Origin of the sequence: Pseudonocardia sp. DSM 110487 (genome assembly GCF_019468565.1) — a bacterium.
In the GTDB taxonomy this organism is placed as follows: Bacteria; Actinomycetota; Actinomycetes; order Mycobacteriales; family Pseudonocardiaceae; genus Pseudonocardia.
This window is the reverse complement of the sequence record NZ_CP080521.1, coordinates 4,990,104-5,016,050: the sequence shown is the minus strand read 5'-3', so window position 1 is coordinate 5,016,050 and position 25,947 is coordinate 4,990,104. Positions and strand designations below refer to the sequence as shown.

Annotated in this window: 23 protein-coding genes; 7 read left to right on the top strand and 16 right to left on the bottom strand. The window is 72.5% G+C overall.

Translation table 11 applies throughout. The annotated features are described in order from the left end of the window. Window positions 1–15: 15 nt before the first annotated feature. From manA to K1T35_RS23365, 4 genes are all read right to left on the bottom strand, one after another. Entirely contained in the window at window positions 16–1,158 is a 1,143-nt protein-coding gene (gene manA, locus K1T35_RS23385; protein WP_255622645.1) for a mannose-6-phosphate isomerase, class I, read from the bottom strand. A gap of 12 nt (window positions 1,159–1,170) precedes the next feature. Then, window positions 1,171–2,628, bottom strand: coding sequence for a phosphomannomutase/phosphoglucomutase (locus K1T35_RS23380; protein WP_220262226.1), 1,458 nt, complete (start codon window positions 2,626–2,628; stop codon window positions 1,171–1,173). A 240-nt stretch (window positions 2,629–2,868) separates the two neighbouring features. Further along, on the bottom strand, window positions 2,869–3,954 hold the full coding sequence (locus tag K1T35_RS23375; RefSeq protein ID WP_370645518.1) for an RNA polymerase sigma factor: 1,086 nt from the start codon (window positions 3,952–3,954) through the stop codon (window positions 2,869–2,871). Window positions 3,955–4,120: 166 nt separating this feature from the next. Beyond that, window positions 4,121–5,071: an acyl-CoA desaturase gene (locus K1T35_RS23365; RefSeq protein WP_255622498.1), complete on the bottom strand. Its 951-nt coding sequence runs from the start codon at window positions 5,069–5,071 to the stop codon at window positions 4,121–4,123. Window positions 5,072–5,178: 107 nt separating this feature from the next. On the opposite strand from K1T35_RS23365, the gene K1T35_RS23360 reads away from it, so the two are divergent. Continuing rightward, window positions 5,179–5,868: a TetR/AcrR family transcriptional regulator C-terminal domain-containing protein gene (locus K1T35_RS23360; protein ID WP_220262223.1), complete on the top strand. Its 690-nt coding sequence runs from the start codon at window positions 5,179–5,181 to the stop codon at window positions 5,866–5,868. 72 nt (window positions 5,869–5,940) lie between these two features. Here K1T35_RS23360 and K1T35_RS23355 read toward each other — a convergent pair whose 3' ends face one another. From K1T35_RS23355 to K1T35_RS23340, 4 genes are all read right to left on the bottom strand, one after another. Next, window positions 5,941–6,144 carry a cold-shock protein gene (locus K1T35_RS23355; protein WP_220262222.1) on the bottom strand — a complete coding sequence of 68 codons (204 nt, stop codon included), beginning with the start codon at window positions 6,142–6,144 and terminating at the stop codon, window positions 5,941–5,943. A 218-nt stretch (window positions 6,145–6,362) separates the two neighbouring features. After that, window positions 6,363–7,346 carry a VWA domain-containing protein gene (locus K1T35_RS23350; protein WP_220262221.1) on the bottom strand — a complete coding sequence of 328 codons (984 nt, stop codon included), beginning with the start codon at window positions 7,344–7,346 and terminating at the stop codon, window positions 6,363–6,365. Beyond that, complete coding sequence (locus K1T35_RS23345) at window positions 7,347–8,225, bottom strand: DUF58 domain-containing protein (protein WP_220262789.1); 879 nt, start codon at window positions 8,223–8,225, stop codon at window positions 7,347–7,349. Window positions 8,226–8,305: 80 nt separating this feature from the next. Continuing rightward, the gene (locus tag K1T35_RS23340) at window positions 8,306–9,343 is read right to left on the bottom strand and encodes a MoxR family ATPase (protein ID WP_220262220.1); all 1,038 of its coding nucleotides are present in this window, start codon (window positions 9,341–9,343) and stop codon (window positions 8,306–8,308) included. A gap of 223 nt (window positions 9,344–9,566) precedes the next feature. Here K1T35_RS23340 and K1T35_RS23335 point away from each other — a divergent pair, with 223 nt between their 5' ends. Beyond that, entirely contained in the window at window positions 9,567–10,481 is a 915-nt protein-coding gene (locus K1T35_RS23335) for an arginase family protein (RefSeq protein WP_220262219.1), read from the top strand. A gap of 21 nt (window positions 10,482–10,502) precedes the next feature. On the opposite strand, the gene K1T35_RS23330 is transcribed toward K1T35_RS23335, so the two are convergent. Beyond that, window positions 10,503–11,822: an NlpC/P60 family protein gene (locus tag K1T35_RS23330; protein ID WP_220262218.1), complete on the bottom strand. Its 1,320-nt coding sequence runs from the start codon at window positions 11,820–11,822 to the stop codon at window positions 10,503–10,505. 269 nt (window positions 11,823–12,091) lie between these two features. Between K1T35_RS23330 and K1T35_RS23325 the strand changes: the two genes are divergently transcribed. The 4 genes from K1T35_RS23325 (at window position 12,092) to K1T35_RS23310 (ending at window position 17,334) form a co-directional block, all read left to right on the top strand. Next, window positions 12,092–14,914, top strand: a complete 2,823-nt coding sequence (locus K1T35_RS23325; RefSeq protein ID WP_220262217.1) for an aconitate hydratase — start codon at window positions 12,092–12,094, stop codon at window positions 14,912–14,914. A gap of 125 nt (window positions 14,915–15,039) precedes the next feature. Continuing rightward, entirely contained in the window at window positions 15,040–15,621 is a 582-nt protein-coding gene (locus K1T35_RS23320) for a PadR family transcriptional regulator (protein WP_220262788.1), read from the top strand. A 165-nt stretch (window positions 15,622–15,786) separates the two neighbouring features. Beyond that, entirely contained in the window at window positions 15,787–16,458 is a 672-nt protein-coding gene (locus K1T35_RS23315; RefSeq protein ID WP_220262216.1) for a class I SAM-dependent methyltransferase, read from the top strand. Window positions 16,459–16,623: 165 nt separating this feature from the next. Continuing rightward, window positions 16,624–17,334, top strand: a complete 711-nt coding sequence (locus tag K1T35_RS23310; RefSeq protein WP_220262215.1) for a sulfite exporter TauE/SafE family protein — start codon at window positions 16,624–16,626, stop codon at window positions 17,332–17,334. Window positions 17,335–17,337: 3 nt separating this feature from the next. Here K1T35_RS23310 and K1T35_RS23305 read toward each other — a convergent pair whose 3' ends face one another. The 6 genes from K1T35_RS23305 to egtA all read right to left on the bottom strand — a co-directional run bounded on the left by K1T35_RS23305 (window position 17,338) and on the right by egtA (window position 23,056). Beyond that, window positions 17,338–17,796 (bottom strand): cupin domain-containing protein, encoded by a 459-nt coding sequence (locus K1T35_RS23305; protein ID WP_255622497.1) that lies wholly within the window; start codon window positions 17,794–17,796, stop codon window positions 17,338–17,340. A 208-nt stretch (window positions 17,797–18,004) separates the two neighbouring features. Then, on the bottom strand, window positions 18,005–18,568 hold the full coding sequence (locus K1T35_RS23300) for a GNAT family N-acetyltransferase (RefSeq protein ID WP_220262214.1): 564 nt from the start codon (window positions 18,566–18,568) through the stop codon (window positions 18,005–18,007). A gap of 96 nt (window positions 18,569–18,664) precedes the next feature. Continuing rightward, window positions 18,665–19,633: an L-histidine N(alpha)-methyltransferase gene (gene egtD, locus K1T35_RS23295; protein ID WP_220262213.1), complete on the bottom strand. Its 969-nt coding sequence runs from the start codon at window positions 19,631–19,633 to the stop codon at window positions 18,665–18,667. Beyond that, a complete protein-coding gene (egtC, locus tag K1T35_RS23290) occupies window positions 19,630–20,409 on the bottom strand; it encodes an ergothioneine biosynthesis protein EgtC (protein WP_220262212.1) in 780 nt (259 codons plus the stop codon). Before egtC ends, egtD begins: the two co-directional genes overlap by 4 nt. Then, window positions 20,409–21,749 carry an ergothioneine biosynthesis protein EgtB gene (gene egtB, locus K1T35_RS23285; protein ID WP_220262211.1) on the bottom strand — a complete coding sequence of 447 codons (1,341 nt, stop codon included), beginning with the start codon at window positions 21,747–21,749 and terminating at the stop codon, window positions 20,409–20,411. Before egtB ends, egtC begins: the two co-directional genes overlap by 1 nt. Continuing rightward, on the bottom strand, window positions 21,746–23,056 hold the full coding sequence (egtA, locus tag K1T35_RS23280; protein ID WP_255622495.1) for an ergothioneine biosynthesis glutamate--cysteine ligase EgtA: 1,311 nt from the start codon (window positions 23,054–23,056) through the stop codon (window positions 21,746–21,748). The genes egtB and egtA overlap by 4 nt, the downstream gene beginning before the upstream one ends. A 102-nt stretch (window positions 23,057–23,158) precedes the next feature. Here egtA and K1T35_RS23275 point away from each other — a divergent pair, with 102 nt between their 5' ends. Continuing rightward, window positions 23,159–23,728 carry a TetR/AcrR family transcriptional regulator gene (locus K1T35_RS23275; RefSeq protein ID WP_220262210.1) on the top strand — a complete coding sequence of 190 codons (570 nt, stop codon included), beginning with the start codon at window positions 23,159–23,161 and terminating at the stop codon, window positions 23,726–23,728. A 242-nt stretch (window positions 23,729–23,970) separates the two neighbouring features. Here K1T35_RS23275 and K1T35_RS23270 read toward each other — a convergent pair whose 3' ends face one another. Beyond that, window positions 23,971–25,923, bottom strand: a complete 1,953-nt coding sequence (locus tag K1T35_RS23270; protein WP_220262209.1) for an ABC transporter ATP-binding protein — start codon at window positions 25,921–25,923, stop codon at window positions 23,971–23,973. Between the last annotated feature and the right edge of the window lie 24 nt (window positions 25,924–25,947).

Sequence of the window (25,947 nt, the reverse complement as noted above, 5' to 3'; positions counted from 1 at the left end):
GGATCGGACTGGTGGTCAGGTTGCGGATCGCGCGGCGGGTGCCGCGCCCGCGTAGCGCCCGCCGGGCAGGCGCCACTGGCCGGCGAGCCCGTCGGTGGCGCGAAAGGCGGTGCTCGGCGCTCCGCCCGCGGTGCACAACCGCACCGGCCCTGCGCCCGCGGGCACCCAGAGCGACTGACCGCGCCTGGCCCGCCGCGTCACCCCGGCCGCGTCGACGGCGGTGACCTCGCCGGCCACGACGAGCAGCACCTGCGGGCCGCTGTGCCGCAGGACGCGTTCGGCTCCCAGGTCGATCCGCGACAGCCGGAACTCCCCCGCGGGCGCCGGGTAGGCGAGCTCGCCTCTCTCGACGGGGCGGCCCCGCACGACGTTCACCGGTCCCGTCGAGAAGTCGACGACCGACACCAGCTCCGCGATGTCGACGTGCTCACGTGTCAGGCCGCAGCGCAGGACGTTGCCGGAGCTGCCCGCGACCTCGACACCGACGCCCGCCACGTAGGCGTGGAGGGTCCCGGGCGGCACGAACAGCGCATCACCCGGCGCCAGCGCGACCCGGTTGAGCAGCAGCGACGCCAGCACGCCCCGGTCGCCGGGATAGCGCTCGTGCAGCTCCACGGCCGTGCGGTACTCGGGGACCTCCAGGCGGGCGGCACAGGCCACCAGGAGCGCCTCCAGCAGCGCGACGCGGCGCTCGTCGGGCATCTGCATGATCGCCGAGAAGAGCAGCCGCATGCCGGCCCGCGTGGGGTGCGCGGCGAGCAGCCCCCGACACGGACGCAGCGCGGGGACGTCGAGACCGTCGAAGAGCGCGAGCGTGCCGGTGGCGTCCCGGAACCCGCACAGCGCGTGGAACTCGGTGAGTGCGCAGACGAGCACCGGCTTGGCGTACGGGTCCCGGTAGCTGCGGCTGCCGGGGTCGATCGGCACCACGCTCGCTTCCTCACGCGCGAAGCCTGCGCGCGCCTGCCGAGCTGAGGGGTGAACCCGCAGGGACAGCGGCGCGTCCGCCACCAGCTTCAGCAGGAACGGCAGCCGGGGGCCGAACTCGGCGGCCACGTCGGCGCCGAGGGCGGCCACGGGGTCGAGGGCGATCGCCTCGGCGGGCGGCCCACCGTCCGCCCGATCGTCCGCCCGATCGTCCGCACAGCCGAGGATCATCACGTCCACGGCTCAGCTCCGGATCAGGGCGAGGATCTCGTCGCGCAGCCCACCCATGGCCTGGCTCGTCGGCGCCTCGACGTTCAGCCGCAGCAGGGGTTCGGTGTTGCTCGCCCGGACGTTGAACCACTGCCCGTCGGGCAGGCGCACCTCCACGCCGTCGAGCTCGTCGACCTCCGCCCCGCGCTCCCGGGCCCACCCGCGAATCCGCCCGAGCACGGCGAGGGCGTCGGCCACCGGCGTGTTGATCTCTCCGGAGCGGCTGTACCGCTCGAACTCGGCCACCAGCTCGGACAGGGGTCGCTCCTGCCCTCCCAGCGCCGCCAGCACGTGCAGGGCCGCGAGCATGCCGGTGTCGGCGTTGAAGAAGTCCGCGAAGTAGTAGTGCGCGGAATGTTCGCCCCCGAACACCGCCCCGGTCGCCGCCATCTCCGCCTTGATGAAGGAATGCCCGACCCGCGTCCGGACGGCTCGGCCACCGGACTCGGCGATGATCTCCGGCACGGCCCGTGAGGAGATGGTGTTGTAGAGGACGGTCGAGCCGGGAGAGCGCGCCAGCTCGCGCGACGCCACCAGTGCGGTGATCGCGCTCGGCGACACCGGCCTGCCGAGCTCGTCGATCACGAAGCATCGGTCGGCGTCGCCGTCGAAGGCGAGGCCGACGTCGGCGCCAACGCGGCGCACGGCCCCCTGGACGTCGACGAGGTTCGCGGGCTCGAGCGGGTTGGCCTCGTGGTTCGGGAAGGTGCCGTCGAGCTCGAAGTACATGCCGCTGACCTGCAGCCGCGGGTGGTCCAGGACGGCGGGGACGGTGTAGCCGGCCATCCCGTTGCCGGCATCCACGACGACGTGCAACGGGCGGATCCACGACAGGTCCACCAGCTCGTTGAGGTAGTCCGCGTAGTCGGCCAGCAGGTTCCGCTCGGTGACGACACCGGACGGGAGGATCGGACGGTGCACGACGCCGTCGAGGACCGCCTGGGCGACGTCCCGCACCCGGGCCAGGCCGGTGTCCAGGCTGAGCGGCGCCGCGCCCGCCATGCACAGCTTGATCCCGTTGTACCGGGCCGGGTTGTGCGACGCGGTGAACATGGCACCGGGCAGGTCGAGGGTGCCGGAGGCGAAGTACACCATGTCGGTCGAGGCGAGCCCGAGCATCACCACGTCCAGTCCCGCTGCGGTCACCCCCTCCGCGAACGCGGCGGCCAGTACCGGCGACGAGTCACGCATGTCGTACCCGATCACGACCGCCGAGCTACGCGGCTCGGCCGGGTCGTCCGCCTCGTCGTAGACGAAGCGGCCGAAGGCCCAGCCGATGGCCTCGGCGACGGCGGACGTCAGCTGCTCGCCGACGATTCCACGCACGTCGTAGGCCTTGACGATCGACGTGAGGCGCGGCGTGGGCGGGGTCTCGGCAGGCGCGGTGTCGGCAGGCGCGGTGTCGGCGGGTGTGATGGTCAGAGGGGTCATCGAGGTGACCTCCGAATCCCGGGCGGCGGGAACTGCGGGGGACGGCGACGTGTGAACAACGCTGTCCCGGCAGGGGCGCCTTCGGCCCTGCACCACACCGTGGATCGAGAGGATGACGTCGATGGCATCGGCTCCGGCCTGCAACTCGAGGCCGACCCGAGCACCGCTCGGATGCCACTGTCTCGCTCGTCGGCGTCCCGGCGTTAACCGATCGGGCCGCGGCCCGCGGCGATGCCTCGGTCAGCCGAGGTAGTCGCGCAGGACGCGGGCCCGGGACGGATGGCGCAGCTTCGTCATCGTCCTGGCTTCGATCTGCCTGATCCGCTCGCGGGTGACGCCGTGGACCCGGCTGATCTCGTCGAGGGTGTGGGGTCGCCCGCCCGTGAGGCCGAACCGGAGGCGGACGATGTTCGCCTCCCGATCGGTCAGCGTCGCGAGGACGGCCCTGATCTCGTCCTCGAGCAGCACCGCGATCGCAGCGTCCGCTGCGACGACCGCGGCGGTGTCCTCGATCAGGTCGCCGATCGAGGCGCTTCCGTCGGCACCGACGGTGTCGTCGAGGGAGACCGGTTCCCGCGCGAGCCGCTGCAACTCCACGACCTGCTCCGCCGTCATCGCCAGGTCGGTGGCCAGGTCGGCGGCGGTGGGCTCGCGCCCGAGCTGGACGAGCAGCTCGCGCCTGCGCCGCTCGAGCTTCGTCACGGCCTCGGCGACGTGTGCCGGGAGGCGGATGGTGCGGCGCTTGTCGGCCATGGCCCGGCTGATCGCCTGGCGGATCCACCAGGTGGCGTAGGTGGAGAACTTGTAGCCCTTGGCGTAGTCGAACTTCTCGACCGCGCGGATCAGGCCGATGTTGCCCTCCTGGATGAGGTCGAGGAAGGCCATGCCGCGGCCGGCGTAGCGCTTGGCCACCGACACCACGAGGCGCAGGTTCGCCTCGAGGAGCCTGGTTCTGGCCCGGTCGCCGTCGCGGGCCAGCCACTGCAGGTCCCGGCGGGAGACGGTGGCGCTCGGGAGATCACCGTCGGGGTGATCGAGCCGCCGGGTGGCGTAGAGCCCCACCTCGATGCGCTTGGCGAGGTCGACCTCCTCCGCCGCCGTCAGCAGGGCGACCTTGCCGATGCGTTGGAGGTAGGCGCGGACCGGGTCCACGGCGGCCTGGGACTCGGTGGGCCTGCTCAAGGCGCCGGTCACGGCGTCTGGCGGTCGTAGACCGCGTCGAATGCGACCGCGGTCAGCGAGCGGGTCATCTCCCGGACGATCGCGAGCGCGTGGTACTTCTCGCCCACATCGGGATGTTCGCCGGACCGCCGCACGTCCTGCCAGAGCGCCTCGAGGTACTCCAGGAGCGCCTGCCGGGCATGGAGCTGCTCCGCGCGGGCGCCGTCGTCCATCCTCGTGAGCCTGGCCCGGTCGAGCGCGGCGAACGACTCGATGACGTCCTCGGGAAGCTGCACGGGCGTCTCCCTGCTTGTGAAGTCGCGGTCCGCGATCAGGCGGGCCGGGCGAGGCGGGTCAGGCGAGCCGCGGTCGGCCAGCGGACCTGCGTGGCCCAGCCGAGCTTCTCGAAGGCCCAGATCACCCGGGCGGACATGTCGATCTGGCCGCGCCGCACGCCGTGGCGGGCGCAGGTCGGGTCGGCGTGGTGCAGGTTGTGCCACGACTCGCCCATCGACAGGATCGCGAGCGGCCAGACGTTGCCGGCCTTGTCACGGCTCGCGAACGGGCGCTCGCCCAGCATGTGGCAGATCGAGTTGATCGACCAGGTGACGTGGTGCAGCACCCCGACGCGCACCAGCCCTGCCCAGAAGAATGCGGTGAGCGCACCCCACCACGACATCGTGACGAGACCGCCGATGAGGGCGGGGGCGAGCAGGCTGACGACCGTCCAGAGCGCGAACTGACGGCCGATGCGGGCGATGTCGCGGTCGGCGAGCAGGTCGGGGACGAACCGGGCGGCGTTGGTGCGGTCGCGACCGAACAACCAACCGGTGTGGGAGTGCCAGAAACCCCGCGCGAGCGCGGCCGGCGTCGTGCCGAACAGCCACGGCGAGTGCGGGTCGCCCTCCTTGTCGGAGTAGGCGTGGTGGCGGCGGTGGTCGGCGACCCAGGTGACGACGTCGCCCTGCAGCGCGAGGCTGCCCGCGATGGCGAGGGCGTTGCGGAGCACCCGGTTGGCCGCGAAGGAGCGGTGGGTGAAGTGCCGGTGGAACCCCACCGTGACGCCGAAGCCGGAGAGGAGGTAGAAGCCGATCGCAAGGCCGATGTCCAGCCAGCTGAGGCCCCACCCCCAAGCGAAAGGCACCGCGACCAGCAGCGCGAGCATCGGGAGGACGACGAAGACGTACACCAGGGTGCTCTCGCCGTGTGGGCGACGTCCGTCGAGGGTGGGTTTCGGGCCGCCGTCGCGCGCCGGGCGCTCCTGGGCGGTCGTGGTCGTCACGTTCGGCGGTTCTCCTCGAGTATCGGGGCACAGGTAAGCAGCGCCGTAGCGCTACGGTGTAGACGCTACGCTGTAGCGGCAAGTTCCTCAACGGGCCAAGGGGTGAGATGACGGCCGACACGCAACGCCACGTCCGACGGCGACCCGCGCTGACCCGTCACGAGGTGCTCGAAACGGCGTTGGCCCTCATCGACGCCGACGGGGTGGACGCGCTGTCCATGCGCCGGATCGGCAAAGCGCTCGACCGCGACCCGATGCGCCTCTACCGGTTCGCGTCGAGCAAGGACGCGCTGCTCGACGGCGTCGTCGAGCTCGTACTCGGCGAGCTGTACATCCCCACTGCAGAGGGCGCGGGCTGGGAAGACGTACTGCGCCGCGCGGCACGCAGCTTCCGGGAAATCGCGCGGGCGCACCCCCACGTCGTGCCGCTGCTGGTGACCCGTCCGCTCGCCACGCCCCTCGCGCTGCGCCCGCTCGGGACGTTGCGCCCGCTCGAGCAGCTGCTCGAACTGCTCATCGGGGCAGGCTTCGACCCACGTAGCGCGCTGCACGCCTACCGGCTCTACATGGGATTCCTGCAGGGGCACGTGCTCAACGAGCTGCAGGAACGCATGCACGACCCGGACGAGACCGACGATCTGCTGCGGCTCGGGTTGCACCGGCTCCCCGCGCGGGAGTTCCCCCGTATCCGCTCGCTCGCCGCCGAGCTGGCCGCCTACGACGGGCTCCAGGAACTCGACGAGGGCCTCGACGTGGTGATCGGCGGCCTGCGCCGCCAGCTGAACGCCGAAACCTAGTGTTCCGAACCCGCCGGAACGACAGGAGCCCGCCCCCGGTAAGGGGGCGGGCTCCTGTGCGAACGGGTTACGTCAGATGACGCGCACGCCGGTGGCCTGCGGGCCCTTGGCGCCCTGGCCGACCTCGAACTCCACGCGCTGCCCCTCTTCGAGGCTGCGGAATCCGCCAGCGTCGATCTCGGAGTAGTGCACGAAGACGTCAGCGCCGCCCCCGTCGGTGGCGATGAAGCCGAAGCCCTTCTCGCCGTTGAACCACTTCACAGTTCCCTGTGCCACTGCTCTGCTCCTCGCAGGTTGATCGGCCCGCTGATTGCGGGCCCGGCCGGGCTCGTGGCTACGGGTCGGCGTCCTTGTGATGCCGAGCCCGTGGCCCCGAGTCAGATCCCTGCGGCGTGCATAAGACACGAACACGGAAACCGAACGACCTCGTGTATCCAACCACGGACGCCCGGGGGATGTTCCACCGCGTGCCACAGCCGAATCCGGCGGGCCCGTCAGGGCAGGCGGCGCCCCAGCGCGATGCCGGCACCGAGGCCCACCACCAGGAGCAGGGCGCCGCCCGCGAGCCATGGCCTGCTGACGTCCACCCGGCGGACCTCGTAGCCGATCTGGTCGGACAGGTCGGCGTAGACCTGCCGCAGCTCGCCCTCGCTCGCCGCCGTGAAGAACTGGCCGCCGGACAGGTCGGCGATCTGGCGCATCGACGCGTCGTCGACGGCTACGGGCGTGCGCTCCCCCGGGTTGATCTCGATCGTGCCGTAGTCGGTGCCGAACGAGATCGTGGACACGGGGATCGACGCCTCCGCAGCCGCCCGCGCCGCGGTGAACGCCCCGCGCGGCTCCTCCTCGGGCATCACACCACCGGGCACGGTCTGCTTGCCGTCGCTCATCAGCACGATCCGTGCAGGCGGCGGCCCTTCCGCCGAGCCCGCGATGGCCTGCGAGAACGTCTCCACCGACTGGATCGCCGCGAAGATCGCCTCGCCGGTGGCGGTGGACTCGGACAGCTTCAGCCCGTCGACGGCCCGTTTGATCGGATCCCGGTCGACCGTGGGCGACACGAGGACGGCCGCCGTGCCCGCGAACGACACGAGGCCGAGGTTGATCCCGGGGGTGAGCTGGTCGGCGAACGCCTTCGCGGCCACCTGCGCCGCGGCCAACCGGCTCGGCTCGACGTCGGTGGCCTGCATCGACAGCGACACGTCGATCACCAGCACGACCGTGGCCCTGTTGCGCGGCACCCGCGCCTCCGCCTGCGGGCCGGCCAGCGCGATGGTGAGCACGGTGAGCGCGACGATGAGCGCCGCCGCCGGGAGGTGCCGGTACCAGCCCGGCCGCTTCGGGGCCACCCGGTCGAGCAGCTCCAGGTTGGTGAAGCGGATCGTGTCGCGGCGGCGCCTGCGCAGCAGCAGCACGTAGCCGGCCACCAAGGCCGCCACCACGGCCAGCAGCAGCAGCCACCAGGGGTGCGAGAACATCTACCGCCCTCCGGACCAGGCGCGCTTGCGGGCGAGGACGAACCGAACCACGTCGGCGATCCAGTCCGAGTCGGTGCGCAGGATGAGGTGCGCCGCCCCGCACCGGCGCAGCGCGGCCGCGACCTGCTCGCGGTGCTCGGCCGCCGCCGCGGAGAACTCGCGCGCCAGCAGCGGGGTGATCGTCACCTCCCGCTGGCGGCCGCTCTCCGGATCGGCCAGCACCACCGTGCCGACGTCGGGGAGCTCCAGCTCGCGCGGGTCGAGGACCTCGACGGCGAGCAGCTCGTGCCGCGCCGACAGTGCGCGCAGCGCACGCTCCCAGTCCGGCTCGCCGAGGAAGTCGGAGATCACGACCGCGAGCCCGCGCCTTCGCGGTGGGCGGCGCAGCTGCTCGATCGCCGCCGCGAGGTCCCCGCGGGTGCCCTCGGGCGCACGCGGGGTGCTCGCCACGCGCCGCAGCATGCCCTGCGCGTGGGCGAGGCCGCCGCGCGCCGGGATGCGCACGAGCTTCTCCCCGGTGGCGACGAGCACACCGATCCGGTTGCCCCCGCCCCGGGTGAGGTGGGTGACGGCGCCGAGGGCCGCGATCGCGAGGTCGCGTTTCTCGCAGGTGGTGGTGCCGAAGTCGAGGCTGGCGGACAGGTCCACGACGACCCAGGTCTCCAGCTCCCGGTCGGCCATCGTCTCGCGGACGTGCGGCGCGGTGGTGCGGGCCGTCGCGGCCCAGTCCATGTGCCGCACGTCGTCGCCCGGCACGTAGAGCCGCGACTCCCCCGGCTCGCTGCCCGGCCCTGGCACGAGCCCGAGGTGGTTGCCCTGCAGCAGCCCGTCCAGCCGGCCGCGCACGGTGAGCTCCAGCGTGCGCAGCGCGGCCTCCATCCGCCCCTCCCGGAACGAGGGGGGCGTCAGCGGCGCACCGCCGCCTTCGGGTGGGCCGTTCTCGCGGACGTCCGTACGGCTCACGCCGAGCTGCCCGCCGGGAACGGCGCCGGGCCGCTCTGGGGCCGCGCGCTCACCTGCGGCAGCGGCACCGTGGCGAGCACCCGGGAGATGATGTGGTCCATCGGCACCTGGTCGGCCACCGCGTCGTAGGACAGCACCAGCCGGTGGCGCAGCACGTCGGGCGCCACGTCGAGCACGTCCTGCGGCAGCACGTAGTCACGGCCGCGGACCAGCGCGAGCGCCCGAGCGGCGCCGACGATGCCGAGCGTGGCGCGCGGCGATGCGCCGTAGGACACCCAGCTCGCGATGTCGGACAGCCCGTGCTCCCCCGGCGTGCGGGTGGCGACCACGAGGCGCACCACGTAGTCGACGAGCGCGTGGTGCACGAACACCCGCGTGGCCACCTTCTGCAGCCGCGTGAGCTCTACGGGATCGATCACCTGCTGCGCGACGGGCGGCTCCGCGCCCATCCGGTAGACGATCTCCCGCTCCTCCTCCACACCCGGGTACTCGACGATGATCTTGAAGAGGAACCGATCGCGCTGGGCCTCCGGCAGCGGGTAGACGCCCTCGTTCTCGATGGGGTTCTGCGTGGCGAGCACCAGGAACGGGTCGGGCATCGGGAACGTCTGGCCGCCGATCGACAGGTGCCGCTCGGCCATCACCTCGAGCATCGCCGACTGCACCTTCGCCGGCGCGCGGTTGATCTCGTCGGCGAGCACGAAGTTGGCGACGACGGGCCCGAGCTCGACGTCGAACTCCTCGCGCCCCTGCCGGTAGATGCGGGTACCGAGGATGTCGGCCGGCACGAGGTCCGGGGTGAACTGCAGGCGCGAGAAGCTGCCGCCCACCACCTTCGCCACCGTCTCCACCGCGAGGGTCTTCGCGACACCCGGCACCCCCTCCAGCAGGAGGTGGCCGCGGGCCAGGAGGCCGACGAGCATCCGCTCGACCAACCGGTCCTGACCGACGATCACACGCTTGATCTCGAAGACGACGCGCTCGAGGCGCTCCCCTTCGCTCGCCGGGCTCGGGACGGACTCCTGCACGCTCACGCGCCCATCCCACCCTGCCGGCCGTGAGACGCCGGTGAACCGGCGCTTCCGCCGTCATTGACGAACGCCGCGTTAGCGGCGGGTGGTCAATGAAAGATGGACGATTCGAAGGCGTCAATGATTCATTGACATAGGAAGATCCGGTGCCGTTCGCAGCGGAGGTCGCCGAAAGGTGGACCATCGGATGGCGTCAACGACTCATTGACGGTGAGAGGATCCCGTCATGACGGGTGCTCGGGTGGCCGTGATCGGAGTGGCCAGCAGCGCAGGGACTCACCATGCCGGCCAGGACCAGGCGCCCGCGGCCTTGCGGGCAGGCGGCTTCGTCGAGCGGCTCAGGGCCGCGGGCGTGGCCGTCGAGGACCGCGGCGACCTCCTGCACGAGGTCTTCGTCGCCGACGAGATGGGCTCGACCGCCCGCAACCTGGACGCGGTGGTCCGCGTCGCAAGGGCCGTGGCCGACGCCGTCGGTGACGCGCTCGCCCAGCGCGCGTTACCCCTGGTTCTGGGTGGCGACTGCACCATCACCCTCGGCGTCGTCGCGGGCGCCCAGCGCCGGGACCCCACCGCCGGACTGCTCTACCTCGACGGGGACGCCGACCTGGCGACCCCGGAGACCACCGGGAGCGGCGTGCTCGACGCCATGGGGATCGCCCACCTGCTCGGGCTCGCCGACACCGAGCTGGCCCGGCTGGGCGCGGGGCCGCCGATGCTCACCGACGACCGGCTCGCCCTCATCGGCTACGACGAAACCGACCCCGAGACCTTCAAGACCGAGGTGTTGCACGACCGTCCCGGCCTGGTCCGGTTCGCCGACCACCAGGTCCGCGCCGACCCGGCCGGTTGCGCGACGGCGGCGCTGACCGCGCTGCAGCCGAACGCGTCGAGCCTTGTCGTCCACTTCGACGTGGACGCCGTGGACTCCCGCGACCTCCCACTCGCCAACTACCCCCACTACGGCACCGGGATCTCCCTCGCCGCGGCAGGCGAGGTGCTGGCCGTCCTGTGCGGGGCACCGACGCTCGCCGCCGTCGTCCTGACGGAGGTCAACCCCGGCCACGACCCCACCGGCCACCAGCTCGCCCGCTACATCGGCACCGTCACCGGCGCGATCGCGCGCGGCCTCGCCGCCCGCTGACGCGTGCCGTCAGAGCACCTGTCACAGCACCCGGGCGGCGTGCGGCAGGAGGCCCCTCGTCCGCATCGGGACCACGCGCACGTTCCCGCCGGTGTACGGGGCCTCGACCATCTTGCCGTCGCCGATGAACATCGCGACGTGGTGGATCGGGGCGCCCTGGTTCTGGTAGAAGATCATGTCGCCGGGCCGGACGGAGGAGACCGGCACCTTCTCCCCCGCGTGGAACTGGTTGCGGCTCACCCGCGGCAGGGAGACCCCGGCGCCGCTGTAGGCGTACTGCATGAGGCCGGAGCAGTCGAAACCGACCCGGTTGAGCGGCGAGCCGAACGCGTCGGGGATGCCGGTGCTCGGGCCGCGGCCGTTGCCGCCACCCCACACGTACTGCACCCCGATCTGCGACATCGCCCTGTCGATCACACGCCGTACCGCGGCGCCACCGCGCAGGCTCGTCGCCCTGCCCTCGACGGCCACCCGCGCGGCCGCGGCATCGCGCTCGACACGCTCCCGCGACGCACGCTCCTCGGCCATCCGGCGCTGCCAGTCGTCGAAGCGCTGGCGCTGGGTGCGCAGGCCCGCATCGGCCGACTGCGCGGCGTCGAGCTGCCGCTGCACGCCCGCCCGCTGCGCCGCCACCTGGGCCAGCTGCTCGGCCTGGGCCCGGGCGGCCGCCTGGGCGGCGGCGACCGCGTCGTCGGCCACCGCCTTGGCCGCCTCGGCGCCGTCCTCGGCCTCCTTCGCCTCGTCGAGGGCCGCCCGCGCGGCGGAGTCGGCGTTGGCCTTGTCGACACGTGCGCGTTCCAGCCCCTCGTGGGCCTGCAGCTGCGTGCGCGCGACCATGTCGGTGTACTCGGCGCGCGCGAGCAGGTCCTCGGGGCTCGTGGCCTCGGTGAGCAGCCCGAGCGGCCCCGCATCCAGGCCCTGCAGGTAGGTGGTGGACACGATCTCGTCGAGCCGGGCCCGCGCCTGGTCGATCGCGACGGTGGCCGCCTGCGTCTCGATCCGCGCCGACTCGGCCCGCCTCTTCGCCGCCGCGGCGGCGTCCCGCGCGTTCTGCAGGTCGACGAGCGCCGCCTCGGCGGTCTCGCGCTGCGCCGCGAGGGCAGCCTGCAGATCGTCGGTCTTCGCGTCCAGCTCCGCGAGCGTCGCGGTGAGGCGGGCGACATCCCCCGCGCGGGCGTCCACGGCCTGGCGGCTGCGCTGCAGGTCGTCGTCGCTGGGGTTGGGCGGGGGCGCCGGCTGCGCGAGAGCCGTGCCCGTCCCGGTCAGCAATCCCACGACCACGAGCAGGGCCAGCACGAGCGTGCGTCGAGACCGCACGAGCCGCACGAGACCGACCTCCATCCCCGTAAGAGCGCCGAACGAATGATCGCCGTATTCGTGATCTCTGCGAGCGATCGAACTGTGCCACTTCCGGCGCAGATGCACCCGGCGCCACACCCGTAACGGGGCCAACTTCCACCACATCGGTGAACGAGGGGGCGACCTCGACCTTCTAGCAGGACAAGCGTACTGTTTATAGGTGCGGGGCCTGCCGTGCCGCTGACGTGTCGGTGCGCGAGACTCCGGGCAACCCGATCCCAGCGCCCACCACCGCCAGGAGGACAGACCACGTGAGCACCGACAGCTTCGGAGCGAAAGGGACCATCCAGGCCGGCGGGTCGGAGCACGAGATCTTCCGGCTGTCGGCCGTCGAGGGGGCCGAACGCCTGCCGTTCAGCCTCAAGGTGCTGCTCGAGAACCTCCTGCGCACCGAGGACGGCGCCAACGTCACCGCCGACCACATCCGCGCCCTCGCCAGCTGGGACCCCGCCGCCGAGCCGGACACCGAGATCCAGTTCACGCCCGCGCGCGTGGTGATGCAGGACTTCACCGGCGTGCCCTGCGTGGTCGACCTCGCCACCATGCGCGAGGCCGTCACCGAGCTCGGCGGCGACCCGGCGAAGGTCAACCCCCTCGCCCCCGCCGAGCTGGTGATCGACCACTCGGTGATCATCGACATCTTCGGCCGCGCGGACGCCTTCGAGCGCAACGTCGACTTCGAGTACCAGCGCAACAAGGAGCGCTACCAGTTCCTGCGCTGGGGCCAGGGTGCGTTCAGCGAGTTCAAGGTCGTGCCCCCCGGCACCGGCATCGTGCACCAGGTCAACATCGAGCACCTGGCCCGCGTGGTGATGACCCGGGGCGGGCAGGCGTACCCGGACACCCTGGTGGGCACCGACTCGCACACCACGATGGTCAACGGCCTCGGCGTGCTCGGCTGGGGCGTCGGCGGCATCGAGGCCGAGGCGGCCATGCTCGGCCAGCCCGTCTCGATGCTCATCCCGAAGGTCGTGGGCTTCAAGCTCACCGGCGAGATCCCGCCCGGCGCCACCGCAACCGACGTCGTGCTGACGATCACCGAGATGCTGCGCCGCCAGGGCGTGGTCGGCAAGTTCGTCGAGTTCTACGGCGAGGGTGTCGGCGCCGTCCCGCTGGCCAACCGCGCCACGATCGGCAACATGAGCCCCGAGTTCGGCTCCACGGCGGCGATCTTCCCGATCGACGACGAGACCATCCGCTACCTCACGCTCACCGGCCGTTCCGACGCGCAGATCGCGCTCGTCGAGGCCTACGCCAAGGAGCAGGGCCTGTGGCACGACCCGGCCCGCGAGCCGGTGTTCTCCGAGACCCTGGAGCTGGACCTCTCGACGGTGGTCCCGTCGATCGCGGGGCCGAAGCGCCCGCAGGACCGCATCGAGCTGACCGACGCGAAGTCCGCGTTCCGCAAGTCGATCCACGACTACACCGACGACCCGCCTGCCGAGCCGCTGCTGCGCGGCCACGTCGACGAGGCGGGCGACGAGTCGTTCCCGGCCAGCGACGCGCCCGCCGTCGGGTTCGTCGACGACGACGCCGAGCCTGTCGTGTTCTCCGCCGCGAACGGCGGCGAGGGCCGCCCGTCCAAGCCGACGAAGGTCACGTCCGAGTCGCATGGCGAGTTCGTGCTCGATCACGGCGCCGTCGTGATCGCCTCGATCACCTCGTGCACCAACACGTCCAACCCGTCGGTGATGCTCGGCGCCGCCCTGCTGGCGAAGAACGCCGTCGACAAGGGCCTCAGCGTCAAGCCGTGGGTGAAGACGTCGATGGCTCCCGGTTCGAAGGTCGTCACCGACTACTACGAGAAGGCCGGCCTCTGGCCGTACCTGGAGAAGCTCGGCTACCACCTCGTCGGCTACGGCTGCACCACCTGCATCGGCAACTCCGGCCCGCTGTCGGACGAGATCTCCGCCGCGGTCAACGAGGCCGACCTGACGGTCGTGTCGGTGCTCTCGGGCAACCGCAACTTCGAGGGCCGCATCAACCCCGACGTCAAGATGAACTACCTGGCGTCGCCGCCGCTGGTCATCGCGTACGCGCTGGCCGGCACGATGGACTTCGACTTCGAGAACCAGCCGCTCGGCCAGGACACCGACGGCAACGACGTCTTCCTGCGCGACATCTGGCCCTCGCCGCAGGACGTGCAGTCCACGATCGACAACGCGATCAGCCAGGAGATGTTCACCAAGGACTACGCCGACGTCTTCGCAGGCGACGAGCGGTGGCGCTCGCTGCCCACGCCGGAGGGCAACACCTTCGAGTGGGATCCCGAGTCCACCTACGTCCGCAAGCCCCCGTACTTCGAGGGCATGCAGCCGGAGCCGTCGCCGGTGCAGGACATCTCCGGTGCCCGGGTGCTCGCCCTGCTCGGTGACTCCGTCACCACCGACCACATCTCCCCCGCCGGCTCCATCAAGGAGGACACGCCCGCCGGGCAGTACCTGCGCGGGCACGGTGTGGAGAAGCGGGACTTCAACTCCTACGGCTCCCGCCGCGGCAACCACGAGGTGATGATCCGGGGCACGTTCGCCAACATCCGGCTGCGCAACCAGCTGCTCGACGCGATCGTCGACGGCGGGGTCTCGGGCGGCTACACCCGCGACTTCACGCAGGACGGCGGGCCGCAGGCGTTCATCTACGACGCCGCGCAGAACTACGCAGCACAGAGCACTCCCCTCGTCGTACTCGGCGGCAAGGAGTACGGCTCCGGCTCGTCGCGCGACTGGGCGGCGAAGGGCACCGCGCTGCTGGGCGTCAAGGCCGTGATCGTGGAGAGCTACGAGCGCATCCACCGCTCCAACCTGATCGGCATGGGCGTGCTGCCACTGCAGTTCCCGCAGGGCGAGTCGGCCAGGTCGCTCGGCCTCGACGGCACCGAGACGTTCGACATCAGCGGCGTCACGGCGCTCAACGAGGGCTCGACGCCCCGCACCGTCCACGTCACGGCCACCAAGGAGACCGGCGAGAAGACCGAGTTCGACGCAACCGTGCGAATCGACACCCCTGGCGAGGCGGACTACTACCGCAACGGCGGGATCATGCAGTACGTGCTGCGCGGCATGCTGCGCAACTGACACGTCCGTCCCCGACGCCCCCGCCCCTCTCGTGGGCGGGGGCGTTGTCGTTTCTCCGAGGTACTCGCATGCGTATACTCGCGCACGAGTAAGGAGGGGTGCGTTTGGCTCGGAAGGTGAGCAACATGCTCGGCCTCGCCGTGCTCGCGGCCGTCGTCGAGCGGCCCATGCACCCGTACGAGATGGCCACCGTCATCCGCGAACGGGGCAAGGACCAGGACATGGTCCTCAAGTGGGGCTCGCTGTACACGGTCGTGCGCAACCTCCACCGCCACGGATTCATCGAGGTCGTGGAGAGCGCCCGCCACGGCGGGCGTCCCGAGCGCACCGTCTACCGGATCACCGACGCCGGCCGCGCCGAGCTGCAGGACTGGGTGCGCGAGCTGATCGCCGTGCCCGAGCGGGAGCCTCCCCGGTTCAAGGCCGGACTCTCGGTGTGGGCCGCGCTCGACCCGGACGAGGTCACCTCACTGCTGCGGCAACGGCTGGCCCGCCTCGACGAGGAGAACTCCGCCCATCGCGCCGCCCTCGACGAGTACCGGCGGGAGGTCCCACGGATGTTCCTCGTCGAGGCCGAGTACGACCTCGCACTCCGCGAGGCCGACGCCGAGTTCACCCGCGCGCTGCTCGACGAGCTCGCGCGCGAAACCTTCCCCGACCTGCAGCGATGGCGCGAGTGGCACGCGGAAGGAGGAGCCGCGACCTAGGCCGTACTGAGAGATCGGCCCCGGCGGGTGCGGCAACACCGCGCCGGGGCCCCGTACCCCGCACCGAACCGCGGATGGGCACCGGCCACGAGGTGGCACTGATCAGGATAGCCGGGGCTCCTCCGCCGTTCGGGCACGTACCCGTCCCGAGAAAACGGAGAAGTCATGACCGACATCCGCCCGTACCGCCCACAGGCGCTGGGCATGGAAGGCCCGATCGCCCGCTGGTACGCCCGCATCCGCGGCACCGGACCGCAGCTCGCCGCCGCGCGGGCACACGCCGCCCAGCTCACGGCCGGCCTTCCGGAGGGCGCCCGCGTCCTCGAGGTCGCCCCCGGCCCCGGCTACCTCGCCGTCGAGATGGCCCGCCCCGGGTTCGACATCACCGGCGTCGACCTGAGCGCCACCTTCGTCCAGCTCGCCACCGACGCGGCCCGCCGCGCCGGCGTGGAGGCCCGGTTCCTCCGCGCCGACGCCGCCGACCTCCCCCTGCCCGACGCCTCGGTCGACCTGGTCGTCTGCCAGGCCGCGTTCAAGAACTTCGGGCGCCCGGTCGCCGCGCTCGACGAGATGCACCGGGTGCTGCGCCCGGGCGGCGCCGCGGTGATCGGCGACATGAACCGCGACGCCACTCCTGAGGACATCCGCCGCGAGGTGGACCGCATGGAACTGGGCCGACTCAACGCGGTGCTCACGTGGATCACGCTCTCCGGCCTGCGCCGGCGCGCCTACGCGGCCGACCACTTCCGCATCGCCGCCGCGGCGAGCGCCTTCGGCACCTGCGAGGTGCGCGTCGACGGCCTGAGCCTGGAGATCCGTCTCCGCCGCACCGCCTGAGGTCCCGCCACACCGTTCCGACGAACGGCCCTCCCGTCGGTACCTATCCGACGGAAGGGCCGTTCGTCGGAACGGCCACTCCCCCGCTGCCCGCGTCAACGATCCGTTGCCGATTCGATGGCGTCAACGAATCATTGACCTAATGTACGGACTATCGTCGGGGACGTGACGATTGCGCTCGCAGGGCTCGTCGTGGCACTCGGAGCGCTCGTGCAGGGTGCGGTCGGGTTCGGGCTCGCGCTCGTCGCCGCCCCGTTTCTGGCGATCATCGACCCGCGCCTGGTGCCCGTGCCCATGCTCCTCCTCGCTACGGCCCACGCGATGCTCATGCTGCGCCGCGAATACCGCCACGCCGACTGGCCCGGCGTGGGCTGGGCGCTGCTCGGGCGCCTCCCGGGCATCGCGCTCGGCGTGGCCGCGGTGGCCCTGCTGCCGCCGCGCTGGTTCGGGGTGGCGGTGGCCGTCACCGTGCTGACCTGCGTCGCACTGTCGGTGGTGCGCTGGCGGCCCCGCCCGACCGTGCCCGCGCTGCTCGTAGCAGGCGTCGTGTCCGGGGCGGGCGGCACCGCGTCGGCGATCGGCGGGCCGCCGGTCGCGCTGCTCTACCAGGACGCGCACGGCGCCCGGGTGCGCGCCACGCTCGGGGCCTACTTCGCGGTGGGTTCGCTGCTCTCGCTCGGCGGCTTGCTCCTCGGCGGCCAGTTCAGCGGCGACGCCCTGAGCGCGGCCGCGCTGATGGTGCCGTTCATGATCGTCGGCTTCGCGCTGTCCGGGCCGGCCCGGCGCCTCCTCGACCGGGGCTGGACCCGGCCGGCGGTACTCGCCCTCGCGTCAGGCGGCGCGCTGGCACTGCTCGGGCAGGCCGCCTTCGGCTGACGGTCAGGGTGCCGGGTGGGTGGGGTCGACCCACGGCACGTGCTCCGGCTCGGCGGCCCCCTCGATGTCGAGGTTGACGACGATCGGCTCCTGTCCGCTGCGCGTGAGCACGCATTCGAGCGGCTCGTCGTCGAGGGCGTTGATCTCCTGGTGCGGTACGAACGGCGGCACGTAGATGAACCCGCCCGGACCCGCCTCGGCGGTGAACTCCAGCCGCTCGCCCCACCGCATCCGCGCCCGGCCGCGCACCACGTAGATCACGCTCTCCAGCTCACCGTGGTGGTGGGCGCCGGTGCGGGCGCCCGGATGGATCGTGACGGTGCCCGCCCACAACTTCTGTGCGCCGGCCCGCGCCGCGGTGATCGCCGCGGCCCGGTGCATCCCGGGCGTCTGCGGCGTGTTCGTGTCGAGGGCGTCGCCGGGGATGACCCGGACCCCCTCGGAACGCCAGTCAGGACTCACCCACCCGATCCTGCACCGCTTGCCGGCGCCGGACCATCCGAAGGCCAGTGTCCCGAACCGGAAGTCCACCACATAACTCGACGGCCCAGCTTCCCGCTGGGCGCACCGGCGAACCGGCCGAGTACGCCCGGTACGAGGCCGGCCCGCCGGCACACCCAGCGGAAACCTGGATCCGCCGATTCATGCACCGGACTTCCGGTTCGGGACACTAGCTCGCCATGTCGGCGAGGTCGGCGAAGACGTCCTCCGTGGTGACCGTCCAGTCGTCGATCCCGGCTCCGAGCAGGGCGACCAGCACGACGGCATCGGCGCTCCGGCGCGTGAGGCAGACCGGGAAGGCGGACCGGAAGAGTGCGATCGCCGCACGGTTCTCCGGCAGCACCATGGCGGTCAACCGCCGCACCCCGACGGCGTGTGCGCGCTCGGCGACGGCGGCCACGAGCAGTCGCCCGACGCCCCGGCGGTGCCATGCGTCGATCGTCGACACGGCGATCTCCGCCTCCTCCCGGAGCTCGGGGCCGCGGGACACGCGCGCGATCCCGACCGGGCTGCCGTCCACCCCCTCCGCCACCAGTGCGATGCGGTCGCGGCCGTCGACGTCCAGCAACGCACGACGCAGGCCGGCGCTCAACGCGGGGATCGGCGCGTGGAAGCGGAGGTAGCGACTGCGCGGCGAAAGCCCAGCAACGAGCGCATCCAGCACGTCACCCTCGTCGCATCGCAGCTCGCGCACGGTGATGCGCTCTTCGGCGGTGGTGTCCAGGCGCCCCATCGTGTTCTCCCTGCTGCCGGCGGTGGCGGTGCAGCAGAGAGTGGGAGCCGGGGCATCGGCAGAGCTTCGACGTTCGTGAAATGGCCTCGTCAGGCCTCACACGGCGGCAGCCAGTGTGAGCGCCATCCGCTCGTCGCGATCGGTCCAGCTCCCGACCACGATGAATCCGGCCGCCTCCAGCATCGCGCGCACCCCGGGCAGCCGGAACTTGGCCGACACCTCCGTGCACATCTCCTCCCCCGCCGCGAACTCGACGGTGAGATCCAGCTCGGCCAGGGTGACCGTCATCGCCCGCTGTGCCACGAGCCGCATCTCGATCCACTCGTTCTCGGCGTTCCACACCGCCTTGTGGTCGAACGCGTCGACGTCGAAGTCGGCGCCCAGCTCCCGGTTGAGCACGTGGAGCACGTTGCGGTTGAACTCGGCGGTGACCCCCGCGGCGTCGTCGTACGCGGGCACGAGCAGGGACGGGTCGACGACGAGCCCGGTGCCGAGCAGGAATTGCTCGCCAGGCCGCAGCGCCGCACGCAGCGCCCGCAGGAACCCCGCCCTCTCCGGCGGGAGCAGGTTGCCGATCGTGCCGCCGAGGAACGCGACCATCCGGTGGCCCTCCGGGGGCAGCCGGTCGAGGTGTGCGGTGAAGTCGCCGACCACGCCGTGCAGCTCCAGGCCGGGGTAGTCGGCCACCAGTGCCGCCATCGCCTCCCGCAACGCGGCCTCGCTCACGTCCTGCGGCACGTAGCGGCGCAGCGACTCCGCCCGCCCGAACGCGTCGAGCAGCAGGCGGGTCTTCGCCGACGACCCGGAGCCGAGCTCGACGATCGTGTCGGCGCCCGAGGTGATCGCGATGGCGTCGGCGGTGCGCTCCAGCAAGTCGCGCTCCGTGCGCGTGGGGAAGTACTCGGGCAGCTCGGTGATCTGCTCGAAGAGGGCGCTGCCGCGCGCGTCGTAGAACCACTTGGGCGGCAGGTACTTCGGCGCGGCCGTGAGACCCGCCCGCGCGTCGGCGCGCAGGGCGGCGTCGGCGTCGGCGCCGGTGAGGTGGATGTCGAGCAGGGCGGTCATCGAACTCCCTGGATCGTGGGCAGCGCAGGGGACGCCGCCAGCGGGATGCAGCGGTGGAAGCCGGGCACGGCCGTGACGAGGTGCCGGTCGGGCACCGGACGCCAGCCCGGATCGATGTCGAGGGGTTCGGATACGACGAGCGCGCTCCGCTCGTCGATGCGGACGGAGAGCGCGTGGTACCAGGCGGTGGCCCAGATGCAGGTGCCGTCGGTGAGCAGCAGGTTGAGCCGGGACTCCGGCGCCGCCGCGGCCACATCGGTGACCACGCCGGCCAGCGCGTCGCCCGGCTCGGCGCCGGCCCGCAGTCGGTGGCGCACCAGCGCCCACAGCAGGGCGGCGTCGGTGGGCGCGTCGAGGGTGAGCAGGTCGGTGACGGGCAGCGCTTCCGCGAGGGCGGCCACCGAGTGCGGCCACCCGCGGATGACGCCGTTGTGACTGAACAGCCACGGCCCCTCCGCGAACGGCGCCGCGGCGGTCTCGACAACGGGCATGCCGACCGTGGCCGACCGCGCAGCGGCCAGCACCCCGCCCGAGCGGGTGGCCGCCGCGACCGCGGCGAACGAGGCGTCGGACCACATCGGCTGCATGCTGCGGTAGCGCGCGGCCGGCCCTCCCGGCTCCGGGTACCAGCCCGCGCCGAAGCCGTCGGCGTTGATCGTGCCCCCGCCCCGCATGTCGGCGGGTGCGTAGCTCTGGTGCAGCAACGAGTGGGGCGGTTCCAGCACCAGCGATGCCAGTGTGACGGGCGGGCCGACGTATGCGAGGTGTCTGCACACTAGGCGGGCCCGTCCTCGGGCCGGGCGTCGCGGGCGCACCGGAAGCCCGAGAAGATCTGCCTGCGGATCGGGTGGTCCCAGTTGCGGAACGTGGCACGGATCGCCGCGGGCGCCGTGCCGAAGGAGCCGCCGCGCAGCACCCGGTAGTCGCCGCCGAAGAACACCTGCGAGTACTCCGGGTACGGGAACACCTCGAAGCCCGGGTACGGGTGCCAGCCGGAGCTCGTCCACTCCCAGACGTCGCCGATCAGCTGCTGGACGCCCAGCGCGGAGGCCCCGAGCGGGTGGGCGCCGGCCGCGGCGGGCCGCAGGTGGCGCTGGCCGAGGTTGGCGTGGGCGGGCGTGGGATCGTCATCGCCCCACGGGTAGCGGCGCGAGCGGCCGGTGGCCGGGTCGTACCGGGCCGCTTTCTCCCACTCCGCCTCGGTGGGCAGCCGCTTGCCCACCCAGCGCGCGTAGGCATCGGCCTCGTGGAAGCAGACGTGCACGACCGGCTCGTCGGCGGACACCGGCTCCACCACCCCGAACCGGCGGCGGAACCAGGTCCCCGACGAGTCGCGCTGCCAGAACTGGGGCGCGACCAGCCCGGCCGAGACCCGGTGCGCCCAGCCCTCCTCGCTCCACCACCGCGGGTCGTCGTAGCCACCCGCCTCGATGAACGCGGCGTACTCGCCGTTGGTGACCGCCGCGGTGTCGATCACGAAGGCGGGCACGTCGACGACGTGGGCGGGTCGCTCGTTGTCCAGCGCCCACGGCTCGGTGGACGTGCCCATCGTGAAGGGGCCACCCGGCACCAGCACCTCGCGCACCGCGGGCGGCCGCCCGGGCGGTGGCGGTGGCGCGTGCAGTACGGGCGCCCCGGCGCGCAGCTGGTGGGTGGCGAGCATCGTCTCGTCGTGCTGCTGCTCGTGCTGCACGATCATCCCGAACGCGAACCCGTGCTCGACGAGCCTGCGCCCCGTAAGCGGGCTGCGCTCGAGCGCGTCGAGGGCCTTGTCGCGCACCTCGGCGACGTACGTCCGCGTCTCGGCGGGGGTGAGCAGCGGCAGGTCGATGCGGCTCGCACGGGAGTGCTGGAACGCGTCGTACAGCCCGTCGATCTCCGGGCGAAGCGGTTCGCGGCCGCCCACGTCGCGCACGAGCCACAGCTCTTCCTGGCTGCCGACGTGGGCGAGGTCCCAGACCAGCGGGGACATCAGCGGCGAGTGCTGGGCCACGAGGTCGGCCTCGTCGACGACGTCGGTGAGGGCGGTGCTGCGGGCCCGGGACTCGGCGAGCAGGTCGGCGACACGGGTGCGCAGCTGCTCCGCGGTGAGTGCGGTGTCGGAGTCGGTGGTCATGACAGCGTTCCCTCCGGGACGTCCGGATCGTCGGCGGGACATCGCCCGCGAAGTACCTGGAGCTCGTGCATGGCGGTGAGGTCGTCGAGCACCCACTGCGGGGCGCCGACGGCGGGCAGCCGGCCGATCGCCAGCTCGAAGACGCTCGCGGCAGCGCGGGCGAGCACGCGGTCGGACAGGCCGTGGCGGGCGCCGGAGGTCCAGCGCCCGGCCGCGGGTGCGCAGGCCGCGCGCACCTGGTCGATCGTGGTGGCGTCGGACAGCAGCGCCACCAGCACCGCGACCGGCAACGCCCAGCGCCGCCCCGGCTGGGCGTCGATGTAGCGCACCTCGAGGTGCCCGTGCGGGCGGACCGGCGGGAACAGCGTGGTGACGTGGTAGTCGAGGTCGGCCGTGGTGGGCGGCTCCGGAAGGGCGCCGCGCACCCAGTCGGCGAACGTGACGCCGCTGGGCACCGTCCACCGGCCCGGTCTACGCACGGCCAGCACCGGCGTGTCGAGCACCCGGCGCGCCCACGCAGCGGCGGGGTCGGCCCCGCTGACGTCGGCGGCGGGCGGCGGCGCCGTGCGGGCCGGGTCGGCGCGCTGCCAGCACGCCCAGCGGGAGGACTTCCAGCCGGTGCGCCTGCCGTGCAGCGTCGGTGAGTTGGCGAACGCTGCCAGCAGCACCGGGCCGAGGGCGTGCAGCGCGGCCCAGCGGCCGCCGGTGTCGATGGCCTCCCCCGCGTCGAGACAGACCTGGACGGCCGCGGTGGAACACATCGCGCTGCGGCCGAACGGCCCGCGGCGGTCGAACGACTCCTCCATCGCCTGGTAGCGAGGCAGCTGCAGGATGCGGCGCGGTGGGCGGATCGCGTCGGTGGCGCGGGGCGTGGGATGAAGCCCTGCGGCGGCGAGGCGCCCGTGGAGGGTGGCCGTGTCGGCGCTGACGGAATGCAGGAGGGTGGCGAGGTCAGGGCTCGGCGGGCTGGCCAGTTCGATCTGGCCGCCGGGTTCGACCGTGACGGTGGAACCGGAGGGAAGCGGGTCTGCGGGTGAGGACGGAGAGAGGCTGGACGGGGTGTACGGGCCGAGTGCCGCGGCGAGCGCAGCGGCGTCCGGGGCCGACCGCGGCTCGGGCGGGCGGTGCAGGAGCCACTCGAGCTCGACGCCGAAGAGCCGCGGGGGCCCGTGCTTGAAGCACACGGACCCGACGTGGGTCTCCGCGTCGGCGCAGTCGCGCAGGACCGACGGCCCCGCGTCCGGGGCATCCGCCTCCGGACCCGAGTCCTGTTGGGGAATCGTGATCATCGCGGCCTTCTCCGACATGGCAGCGACGCTACCCTCGGGCCCTGACATTTTCGGGTGACGAGAATCTGACGGCTTTCCCAAGCCGTACGTACGTCTGGAGATGGCGGTATCGTCGTCCGGGTGCCCAGGGTCAGTACCGACCATCTCGCGGCGCGGCGGCAGCAGATCCTCGACGGTGCCCGCAGCTGCTTCGCCCGCCACGGCTACGAAGGCGCAACGGTGCGGCGGCTCGAGCAGGCCACGGGCCTGTCGAGGGGAGCCATCTTCCACCACTTCCGCGACAAGGAAGCGCTGTTCTTCGCCCTCGCCGAGCAGGACGCCGAGCGGATGGCCGACGTGGTGGCCGCGCAGGGCCTCGTCCAGGTGATGCGCGAGCTGCTGTCGTCGCAACAGCCCCTGGACGCCGGCTGGACCGGCTCCTTCCTCGAGGTCGCCCGCCGCGGCCGCACCGACCCCGGCTTCCGGGCCCGCTGGCGCGCCCACGCCGAGGCGCTCACCGCCGCCACCGAGCAGCGCCTCGCCCGCCAGGCCGCCGCCGGCACCCTGCGCGATGACGTCCCCGTGCCCGTGCTGGCCCGCTACCTGGAGCTGGTACTCGAGGGCCTGGTGTCCCAGCTGGCCATGGGCCTGCGGTCCGACCACCTCGAGCAGGTGCTCGACGTGGTGGAGGGCTCGGTGCGGCGGAGGTGAGGGCCTCTGCGCAGGCCTTCGGTGGCCTTCGCTGGCGCCGCGCATGGTGCGGGGCCACCCCTCCGCCCAACCCATGACGATCGGCGATCAAGGCGAAATGGTCGCCAGATGATCTTCAACAGCGACCATATGCCCTTGATCACCGCCGCAGCGGCCAGACACGAGGACCTGACGATCAAACCCGACGCCGCCAGGAGCGGTCGGCCAGACCGCGCTGCAGGGCCGATCTTGGCCACGCGACGTCACCCCACCAGGTGCTCCTCCCGATGCAGGACCGTGCACCCCGGGATCCCGCACTCGACGCCCTCCTGGTCGAGGCCTTCCTCCAAGGAGCCGAGCGCGAACTGCGTGCGGTACAGCCGCGCGTAGCGCCCGCCGAGGGTGAGCAGCTCGTGGTGGGTGCCGCGCTCGACGATCCGGCCGTGCTCCAGCACGGCGATCTGGTCGGCGGCACGGACGGTGGACAGCCGGTGTGCGATGACGATGGCGGTGCGGCCGTCGAGGGCCTCGGCCAGTGCCTCCTGGACGGCTGCCTCGGACTCGGAGTCGAGGTGGGCGGTGGCCTCGTCGAGGATCACCACGCGGGGGCGGGCGAGCAGGAGGCGGGCGATCGTCAGGCGCTGGCGTTCGCCGCCGGAGAGCCGGTAGCCGCGCTCCCCCACCACCGTGTCGAGGCCGTCGGGCAGCGAGTCGAGGAGGTCGCCGAGCCGGGCGCGGCGCAGCGCGTCGACGATCTCGGGGTCGCTGGCCTCTGGCGCGGCGTAGCGCAGGTTGGCGCGGATGGTGTCGTGGAACAGGTGCCCGTCCTGCGTGACCACGCCGACGGCGCCACGCAGCGAGGCGAACGTCAGGTCCCGCACGTCGACGCCGGACAGGCGCACCGAGCCGGCGTCCACGTCGTAGAGCCGCGGGACGAGGGAGGCGAGCGTCGACTTCCCCGCCCCTGACGACCCGACGAGCGCCACCAGCTGCCCGGCGCCGACGTCGAGGTCGACGTCGTGCAGCACCTCCTCCCCGCCGCGGCTGTCGAGCACGGCGACCTCCTCGAGGGAGGCGAGCGAAACCCGGTCGGCGCTCGGGTAGCCGAAGCGCACGCCGGACAGCCGCACGTCGACGGGCCCGTCCGGCAGCGCGACGGCGCCCGGCCGCTCGTTGATCATCGGCCTCAGGTCGAGGACCTCGAAGACGCGCTCGAACGACACGAGCGCGGTCATCACGTCCACGCGGGCGTTGGCGAGCGCGGTCATCGGCGTGTAGAGGCGGGTGAGCAGTAGCGCGAGCGTGACGACCGTGCCCGCCTCGATCCGGCCCGTGACGGCGAGCCAGCCGCCCAGGCCGTACACCAGCGCCTGGGCCAGCGCGGACACGAGCGACAGCGCCGTGACGAACACCCGCGAGACCATCGCGGTGCGCACCCCGATGTCGCGGACGCGCTCGGCCCGCTCACCGAACTCGGTGGCCTCCTCGTCCGGCCGGCCGAAGAGCTTCACGAGCGTGGCGCCCGGTGCCGAGAACCGCTCGGTCATCTGGTTACCCATGCCGGCGTTCAGGTCCGCGGCCTCCCGGCGCAGGTCGGCGAGGCGGCGCCCGAAGCGGCGCGCGGGGATCACGAAGATCGGCAGCAGCACGAGCGCGAGCAACGTGACCTGCCACGCGAGCGTGATCATCACGGCGAGGGCGAGCGCGAGCTGGATGCTGTTGCTCAGCACGCTGGCGAGCGTCGAGGTGATCGCCGACTGCGCCCCGATGACGTCGTTGTTGAGCCTGCTCACGAGCGCGCCGGTGCGGGTGCGGGTGAAGAACGCCACCGGCATGCGCTGCACGTGCTCGAAGACCGCCCGGCGCAGGTCCACGATCACGCCCTCGCCGACGCGGGAGGAGAACCAGCGCGAGGCCAGCCCGACGACGGCCTCGACGATCGCGAGCGCCGCGATCCCCCCGGCCAGCCCGACCACGGTGACGACCGCGACCGACACGTCGCCGCCGGCGACGATCGCGTTCACCACCCGCCCGGCGAGAACGGGCGTGAGCACGCCGACCGTGGCCGAGACGACCGTGAGCAGCAGGTAGGCGAGCAGCCGGCCGCGGTGGGGGCGCGCGAACGCCCAGATCCGCGGGATCGTGCCCTTCTTGATCGATTCCGGCGCGTCGGCGCCGCGCACGACCCCCCGCAGCATCCCCATCGGCCGATCCATCCGCGGCCCCTTTCACTTACACCG

Bases quoted from the DNA above. Each gene is read 5' to 3' on its own strand.
- K1T35_RS23270 (WP_220262209.1), bottom strand. From the start codon at position 25,923: ATGGATCGGCCGATGGGGATGCTGCGGGGGGTCGTGCGCGGCGCCGAC.
- K1T35_RS23350 (WP_220262221.1), bottom strand. From the start codon at position 7,346: ATGTTCTCGCACCCCTGGTGGCTGCTGCTGCTGGCCGTGGTGGCGGCC.
- K1T35_RS23345 (WP_220262789.1), bottom strand. From the start codon at position 8,225: ATGGAGGCCGCGCTGCGCACGCTGGAGCTCACCGTGCGCGGCCGGCTG.
- manA (WP_255622645.1), bottom strand. From the start codon at position 1,158: ATGATCCTCGGCTGTGCGGACGATCGGGCGGACGATCGGGCGGACGGT.
- K1T35_RS23335 (WP_220262219.1), top strand. From the start codon at position 9,567: ATGACGGGTGCTCGGGTGGCCGTGATCGGAGTGGCCAGCAGCGCAGGG.
- K1T35_RS23320 (WP_220262788.1), top strand. From the start codon at position 15,040: ATGCTCGGCCTCGCCGTGCTCGCGGCCGTCGTCGAGCGGCCCATGCAC.
- egtA (WP_255622495.1), bottom strand. From the start codon at position 23,056: ATGTCGGAGAAGGCCGCGATGATCACGATTCCCCAACAGGACTCGGGT.
- K1T35_RS23300 (WP_220262214.1), bottom strand. From the start codon at position 18,568: ATGGGGCGCCTGGACACCACCGCCGAAGAGCGCATCACCGTGCGCGAG.
- K1T35_RS23330 (WP_220262218.1), bottom strand. From the start codon at position 11,822: ATGGAGGTCGGTCTCGTGCGGCTCGTGCGGTCTCGACGCACGCTCGTG.
- egtB (WP_220262211.1), bottom strand. From the start codon at position 21,749: ATGACCACCGACTCCGACACCGCACTCACCGCGGAGCAGCTGCGCACC.
- K1T35_RS23360 (WP_220262223.1), top strand. From the start codon at position 5,179: ATGACGGCCGACACGCAACGCCACGTCCGACGGCGACCCGCGCTGACC.
- egtD (WP_220262213.1), bottom strand. From the start codon at position 19,633: ATGACCGCCCTGCTCGACATCCACCTCACCGGCGCCGACGCCGACGCC.
- K1T35_RS23315 (WP_220262216.1), top strand. From the start codon at position 15,787: ATGACCGACATCCGCCCGTACCGCCCACAGGCGCTGGGCATGGAAGGC.
- K1T35_RS23380 (WP_220262226.1), bottom strand. From the start codon at position 2,628: ATGACCCCTCTGACCATCACACCCGCCGACACCGCGCCTGCCGACACC.